At 71.9% G+C, this 7,413-nt stretch carries 2 protein-coding genes; both read right to left on the reverse strand.

Going from position 1 to position 7,413, the window contains the following annotated elements; genetic code table 11:
- Positions 1–1,784, reverse strand: a 1,784-nt coding sequence (locus ASF08_RS14840; protein WP_156629608.1) for a condensation domain-containing protein, incomplete at its 3' end; no start/stop codon positions are given.
- Positions 1,785–7,394, reverse strand: a complete 5,610-nt coding sequence (locus ASF08_RS14845) for a non-ribosomal peptide synthetase (protein ID WP_244474545.1) — start codon at positions 7,392–7,394, stop codon at positions 1,785–1,787.
- Between the last annotated feature and the right edge of the window lie 19 nt (positions 7,395–7,413).

The raw sequence follows: 7,413 nt of genomic DNA on the forward strand, positions 1-7,413 counted from the left end.
CGCACCCTCGGCTGGGCCGGATCGAGGGGCAGGAAGGCGCCCCCGGCCCGCAGGATGGCGAGGAAGGCGGCGATCTGGTCCGGCCCGCGCGGCAGGGCCACGGCGACCACCGCCTCGGGGCCGATGCCCTCCCGGATCAACCGGTGGGCGAGGCGGTTGGCCGCCCGGTCGAGCTCGCCGAACGTGGTGGTGCGCGGACCGCAGATCACCGCCGGGGCGTCGGGATCGGCCTGCGCTGCCGCGCCGATCAGCGCCGGCACCAGCGCCTCCGACAGCGGCATCCCATCCGCATAGGGCGAAGACAGCGAAGCGAGAGACGAGGCCGGGACCAGCGGCAGGGTATCGACGCGGCGGCCGGTCTCCTCCACCGCGCCGCGCAGCAGGGTGAGGAAGCCGTCGCGCATCCGCTCCATGGTGTCCCGCTGGAACAGGTCGCGGGCATAGCCGAACGCCCCGCGCAAGGCCCCGCCGGCCTCTGCCACCGTTTCCAGAACGAGATCGAACTGGACATTGCCGGTTCCCCGCCCGAAGGGCGACACGACGAGATCGCCCACATTGAACCGGGACGGCCCCTCGACCCGGTGGCTGTGCATGACCTGGACGACGGGGGTATGGCTCACGGTCCGGCGGGTCTGGAGCGCCTCCACCAGACGCTCGAAGGGCAGGTCCTGGTGTCCTTGCGCATCCACCATGGCGTCGCGCACGGCCCGCACGTGGTCGAGGACGCTGGCCGCCGGATCGACGACGACCCGGATCGCCAGGGTGTTGACGAACAGGCCGACCAGCGCCTCCGTCTCCGGCCGGTTTCGGTTGGCCACCGGCACGCCGATGCGCAGGTCCGCCTCGCCGGTATAGCGCCGGAGCACCAGGGACAGGATGGCAAGCAGGACCATCGCCGTCGTGGCGCCGGCCTGCCGCGCGAGGGATTCGAGGCGGGCGGCGATATCGGCATCGACCGCGAAATCCACCGCCGCTCCGCGAAAGCTCTGGACCGCCGGGCGCGGGCGGTCGGCCGGCAGGGGGATCACGGACTCCGTCGCCCCGAGGCGGTCCCGCCACCAGCCGAGCTGGCGCTCGAGTTCGCCCGCCTCGAGCCAGTCGCGCTGCCAACGCGCGTAATCGGCATAGGCGATCGGCAGCGGCGGCAGGCCCGAGCTCTCCCCCGCCGCATAGAGGCGCATCAGGTCGGCGAGCAGGATCTCCACCGAGCGGCCGTCGGAGACGAGATGGTGCATCGTGAGGAGGAGGACGTGGCGCTCGGCCTCCATCCGCACCAGCACGGCCCTGAACAGGGGCGGTGCCGCCAGATCGAAGGGCCGTCGTGCCTCCTCCCGCGACAGGGACGCGAGGCGTTCCTCGGCTAAGGCCCGGTCCTCGGCCTCCAGCGAGACCTCCCGCAGGCTCGCAGCGACGGAGGCTGCAGTGACCGCCTCGACCTCGTCGGTCTCGCCGGCCCGGAACCCCGTCCTTAGGGCCGGGTGCCGCGCCACGAGAGCGTCGAGCGCCCGCGCCAGCGCATCCCGGTCGAGCGCCCCGGAAAGAGCGAGCCCCCCGGCGATATGGAGCAAGGCCGCGTCGCCTCCCATCCGCCCGATCAGCCACAGCCGCTCCTGCGCGTAGGACAGGGGAGCGACCCTCTCGCCGCCGGCATCCTCGTCCCCCGCCACGATCGGCAGGCGCGAGAAGTCGATGCCGCGTGCGGCCAGGGCGTCGAGGAAGACCCTGCGCTTGTCGGGGGCGAGCCGGGCGAAGCGGCGGCTGAGATCGGCGGCTTGGCCAGACATTCAGGCCTCCAGATCGGCGAGGAGAGCGTCCATGTCGGACAGGTCGGTGGCCTCGTCCCGTCCGTCCCCCGCTCCCTCGCTCGACGTCGCGGCCAGGGCGTAGCCGCGCAGGGTCGGGGCCTCGAACAGGGCACGGATCGGCACGGTGAGACCGAGACGCTGTTTCACCCGCATGGCGAGTTGCGCGGCGGTGAGGGAATGGCCGCCGAGGGCGAAGAAGTCGTCGTCCCGGCCCACATTCTCGACGTCCAGCACCTCGCGCCAGATCTCCGCCAGGGCGATCTCCATGGCCCCTTCGGGCGCGTCCGACCCTCGCGTGGTCGCGAGGGGCACCGGCAAGGCGCGCAGATCGAGCTTGCCGTTCGGGGTCAGCGGCAGGGACGCCACGACCAGGATGTGAGCCGGCATCATATGTGACGGTAGCCGGCGAACGATCCCATCACGGAGGGCATCCGCGTCGATCCCGTCGCCGACCACATAGGCGACGAGGTGCCTGTCCCCGGCGGCGGCGCGCAGGATGACGGCGGCATCGATGACGCCGGGTTCCGCCCGCAGGGCCGCTGCGATCTCCCCCGTCTCGATCCGGAACCCACGCAGCTTCACCTGCCCGTCGGCCCGTCCGAGATAGGCCAGCGTGCCGTCGGGCCGCCGCAGGGCGAGGTCGCCGCTGCGATAGAGGCGCGCCCCCGGTGGCCCGAACGGATCCGGCACGAAGCGCTCGGCCGTCAGCGCGGCCCGCCCGAGATAGCCCTGGGCCAGACCGGCGCCGCCCACATGCAGCTCGCCCGCCACCCCATCCGGCACGGGGTCGAGGTTGGAGTCGAGGAGGTGCAGGGTGAGATCCGGCAGGGCCTCGCCGATGGGGCTGTCGGCCCGATTCGCGTCGTCGGCTACGAGCGGTCGATAGGTCACGTGAACCGTGGTCTCGGTGATGCCGTACATGTTCACGAGACGGGGCGAGGCATCGCCGAAACGCTCGAACCACGGGCGCAGGGCAGAAACATCGAGGGCTTCCCCGCCGAAGACGACGTGGCGTAGCGCCAGCCCCCGCGGCCGCGCGAGGGCGGCCTGCATCAGCGGCCGGAAGGCGGACGGGGTCTGGTTCAGCACCGTCACGCCCTCGCGGACGAGAAGGTCGAGGAACGCGTCCGCCGCCCGCGCCACCTCGCGTGGCACCACCACGAGCCGCCCGCCGTGACAGAGCGCGCCAAAAATCTCCCAGACCGAGAAATCGAACCCGTAGGAATGGAACAGCGTCCAGACGTCGTCCTCGGCGAAGGCGAAATCGTCCTGCGTGGTGGTCAGCAGTCGCGCCGCGTTGGCATGGGTGACGACGACGCCCTTCGGCCGGCCGGTGGAGCCCGACGTGTAGATCACGTAGGCCGGCTGCTCCGGGTAGGGTGCCGGAGGCAGCGGCGTGTCTCCGTCCTCGGACGCCGCCGGCCCATCCATCAGGATCGGCCTGGGGCCGTCCTCCGGCAGGCTATCGACGCGGCCGGTCGTGGCGAGCACGTGCCGGGCCCCGCAATCGGCGAGCATGAAGGCGAGGCGGTCGGCCGGATAGGCCGGATCGAGGGGAACATAGCCGGCTCCGCTCTTCAGGATCGCCAGGATGCCGACGACGAGGGAGATCGAGCGCTCGGCGCAGAGGCCGACGAGATCCCCCGGCCGCACGCCTTCGCGGACGAGATGCCGCGCGAGGCGCGCCGCCCTGGTCTCGAGGTCGGCATAGGTCGCCTGCTCACCCTCGCACGTGACGGCCACGGCCTGCGGTCGCCGACCCGCCTGCCAAGCGATTTGGAGATGGATCGCGGGCTCGGCCGGCGATGGCCGGAGGACGGCGGCCCGATGCCGCGCCGCTTCGATCTCGTCGGGCAGGACGAGGGAGAGGGAATCGAGGGGCGCGTCGGCCGCATCCATCAGGGCATCGAGGATGTGCTGCAGCTGCGCGTTCAGGCGCCGGACCTCGGCGGAGGAGATCCGGGCCTGGTCGATGCTCCAGTTCAGGCGCGGCGCGCCGTCGAGGAGAAGCGACAGGGTGAGGGGAACGTCGGTCGCTTCGAGGGTCGCGACCGGGCCGAATTCCAGGCCGCCGAGGCTGCGGTCGCGGACCACGGCGTCGAGGGGGTAGTTCTCGACGACGAGGAGGCTGTCGAACAGCGGCTGCCCGCCGCGCCCGACCCAGGCCTGGATGTCGGCCAGCGAAGCGAGATCGTGCTCGCGCAGGGCCGCCGCCTCGCCTTGCAGCCGACGCAGCCAGTCTCCGACGTTCAGATGTCCCGGCATGCCGACGCAGCGCGGGACCGTGTTGATGAACAGGCCGAGCACCCCGTGCATCCCGCCGTCATCCGGCGGGCGGCCCGATCCTGTAGTGCCGAAGGCCACGGTGGAGCGCCCGGTGAAGCGGCTCAGGGTCAGCGCCCAGGCCGCCTCGAGCACCGTGTTCAACGTCACCGTCTCGCGCCGGGCGAAAGCCTGGAGGCGGTCGGTCCGCGCCTCGCCGAGGGCGGTGTCAATGGCGATGTGCCCGCTCGCCCCCGTCTCGCCGGACAGAGCCGGGGCGAGGAGGCTCGGCTCGTCCAGCCCGGCCAGGGCCTCGCGCCAGAACGACTCGTCGGCGCCGCGGTCGCCTTGCGACAGCCGGGTCAGGTGCTCGCGGAACAGGCGGGTCGGTGCCTCGACCACCTCTCCGGCATAGTGGCGCAGCACCTCGGAGATCAGGCGCGCATTGCTCCATCCATCGAGGAGAAGATGGTGGCAGGTCCAGATCAGCCGGTGCCGGTCTTGGCCAAGATCGACCAAAAGGAGGCGCATGAGCGGTGCCTGTGCGAGGTCGAAGCCGCAGGCGCGCTCGGCCCGCGCCAGTGCATCGAGATCGGCGTCGGCGCGGTCACTCAGGTCGAGCCGGGTGATCGGCAGTTCGGCGGAGGCATGCACGAGTTGGAGCGGAGCGGCGAGGTCGCCGGTCCAGAGGAAGCTCGTTCGCAGGGTCGGATGGCGTGCGACGCCCGCACGCCAGGCTGCCGCGAACCGGTCGGGGTCGAGGTTACGGATCGTGACGCCGAGCTGGTTCACGTAGAGACCCGCTTTCGGCGCGGCCAGCGCGTGGAACAGGATTCCGCCCTGCGTCGGGGTCAACGGATAGATGTCCGTCACGTCCCGCAGATCGAGGCCGTCGATCCGGTCCTGCGTCAGGGCGGCCAGCGGGAAATCGGACGGTGTCGCGCCGCCGGCCTCGGGGTCGAGTCCGTGCTCGGCGAGGGCGGAGAACGCGGCACCGAGCCTTTCGGCGAGGCACTCGATAGTGGCCCCGTCGAAACGGGCGGCGCTGTAGCCGAGGCGCAGGGTGACCGCGCCGTCCCGCAGGAAGCTGTCGACGATCAGCTCGGCGCCGAGAGGTGCGGCGGGATCCGCCGACAGGCGCATCGATTCGGCATCGATGGAGAACAGGGAACCGGCATCGGTGGCGGCGACGGTGCCGAGGTGATTGAACGTCACCTCCGGCCAGGGCTGGGCCGAGAGTTTCGCACGCTCTGATTCCGGGCCGAGGTAGCGCAGGACCGAGTAGCCCGAGCCGTCCCCGGGGAGGGTTCGCACCGCTTCCTTAGTCGACTTTACATCGCGCCCGACATCGCCCGATACCGACAGGGTGACCGGAACCAGGGTGGTGAACCAGCCGACCGTCCGGTCGAGGGGAAGGTTCGTGGCGTCCCCGTCCCGGCCGTGGCGCTCCAGGGTGACGCCCAGCGTCGAGTGCCCCGACCAGGCGGCGACGGCGCGGGACAGGCCGGCGAGGAGCACCTCGTCGAGCCGCATCCCGTAGGCCGTGCGCAGGCGATCGAGCCCAGCCATGAGGGAGGGGTCGAGGACGAGGGTCCTCGTCGCGGCGTGATGCTGGTCACGCGCGCCTTCGGGTCGGTCGACCGGAAGGAGCGCAGTCGAAGGCGCGGACGCCCCAGCCTCGCTGCGACCGGCGATCTCCGCCGCGTGATCTCGCAGACGGTAAGCCCAGGCCCGGAAGGGCGTCGCGACGGCAGGCGCCGATGCGTCTCCCCGGTAGAGCAGGTCGAGGTCGGAGACGAGGATGCGCCACGACACGGCATCCACGACGAGGTGATGGGCCGTGAGAAGCAGGCGCTGACGCCCGTCGGGGAAGTTCGCCAGGATGGCGGCGAAGACGCGGCCGTCGGCGAGGTTGAGGCTGCGCTCGGCGGCGAGGAAGCAGACCCGCGCCTCGTCGTCGCTCTGCACTTCGACGATGGTCAGGGGCTCGGCGAGCATCGCCGGCGATATCGGCTCCTGGATCCAGGCTCCGGTCGCATCGCGGCCGAAGGCGTAGCGCAACGCTTCGTGATGGGCCACCAGGGCCGCCAGCGCGTCGCCGAGGCGATCGGCGTCGAGCCTCACGCGGGCATCGAGTTCGAGGGACTGGTTCCAATGGTCCCGGCGGGCCATCGGCTGTTCGAAGAACCAATGCTGGATGGGCGTGAGCGGCGCAGGGCCTTCCGGCACGGACACCGTGGTCTCCGCCCCATCGGGCCGGGCGATGATGCGGGCCAGGGCGGTGACGGTCTGATGCTCGAAGATCTGGCGCGGCGTCGCGGCAAAGCCCGCTTCGCGCAGGCGGGCGACGATCTGCAGGCTGAGGATGGAATCGCCGCCGGCTTCGAAGAAGTTTCGGTCGGGTGGGATGGCGGGGAGGCCGAGCGCCTTGGCCCAGATCTCGGCCACCACGGTCTCGGTGGCGGTGAGCGGTCGCGAGGGACCGCCCGTCGCCTCGACCAGCGGCGCGGGCTCGGGCAGGGCCGCGCGGTCGAGCTTGCCGTTGGGCGTCAGCGGCAAGCGATCCAGCGCCACGATCCGGCTCGGCACCATGTAGTCCGGCAACCGCCGGGCAAGGTCGGCCCGGAGCGCGCTCGCGTCGAGCTCCGCCCCGGCCGCAGTGACAACGTAGGCCACCAGCAGCGGACCCGCCGGACCCTGCCGCAAAGCCGCCGCCGCGCCCGCCACAATCTCCTGCGCCAGCAGCGCCGCCTCGACCTCGCCGAGCTCGATCCGGAACCCGCGCAGCTTCACCTGCGCGTCGGCCCGGCCGAGATACTCCACCGTCCCGTCCGCCCGCCAGCGCGCCAGATCCCCGGTGCGGTAGAGCCGGCCCCCTTCCCGRCCCGACAGGTCCGGGAACGGATCGGGGATGAACCGGTCCGCCGTCTGCCCGGCCCGGCCGAGATAGCCGCGCGCCAGACCGTCACCGCCCAGATGCAGTTCCCCGGTGACGCCCACAGGCACCGGCTGCAACGCCGCGTCGAGAATGTAGGCCCGCCGGTCCCCCACTGCCCGGCCGATGGGGGCGTAGGCCCCCTCCACCGCGTCGCCGGCCCGCGCCCGCCAGACGAGAGGCGAGATCACCGTCTCGGTGGGGCCGTAGCCGTTGATCAGCAGCGTCGGGTCGAGCGCCCGACCGATCAGCGCGAAGCTCTCCCGCGACAGGGCCTCGCCGCCAAACGCATAGGAGCGCCGGCTCGGGCGAGGGCCGCTGGCGGCCTCCAGCGCCAGCTGATGCATGTAGGCGGTGGGGAAGCCCGCATGGGTCACGCGATGACGCTCCATGGCGTCCAGCGCCTCGCGC

This window comes from Methylobacterium sp. Leaf85, assembly GCF_001422125.1.
Classification (GTDB): domain Bacteria; phylum Pseudomonadota; class Alphaproteobacteria; order Rhizobiales; family Beijerinckiaceae; genus Methylobacterium; species Methylobacterium bullatum.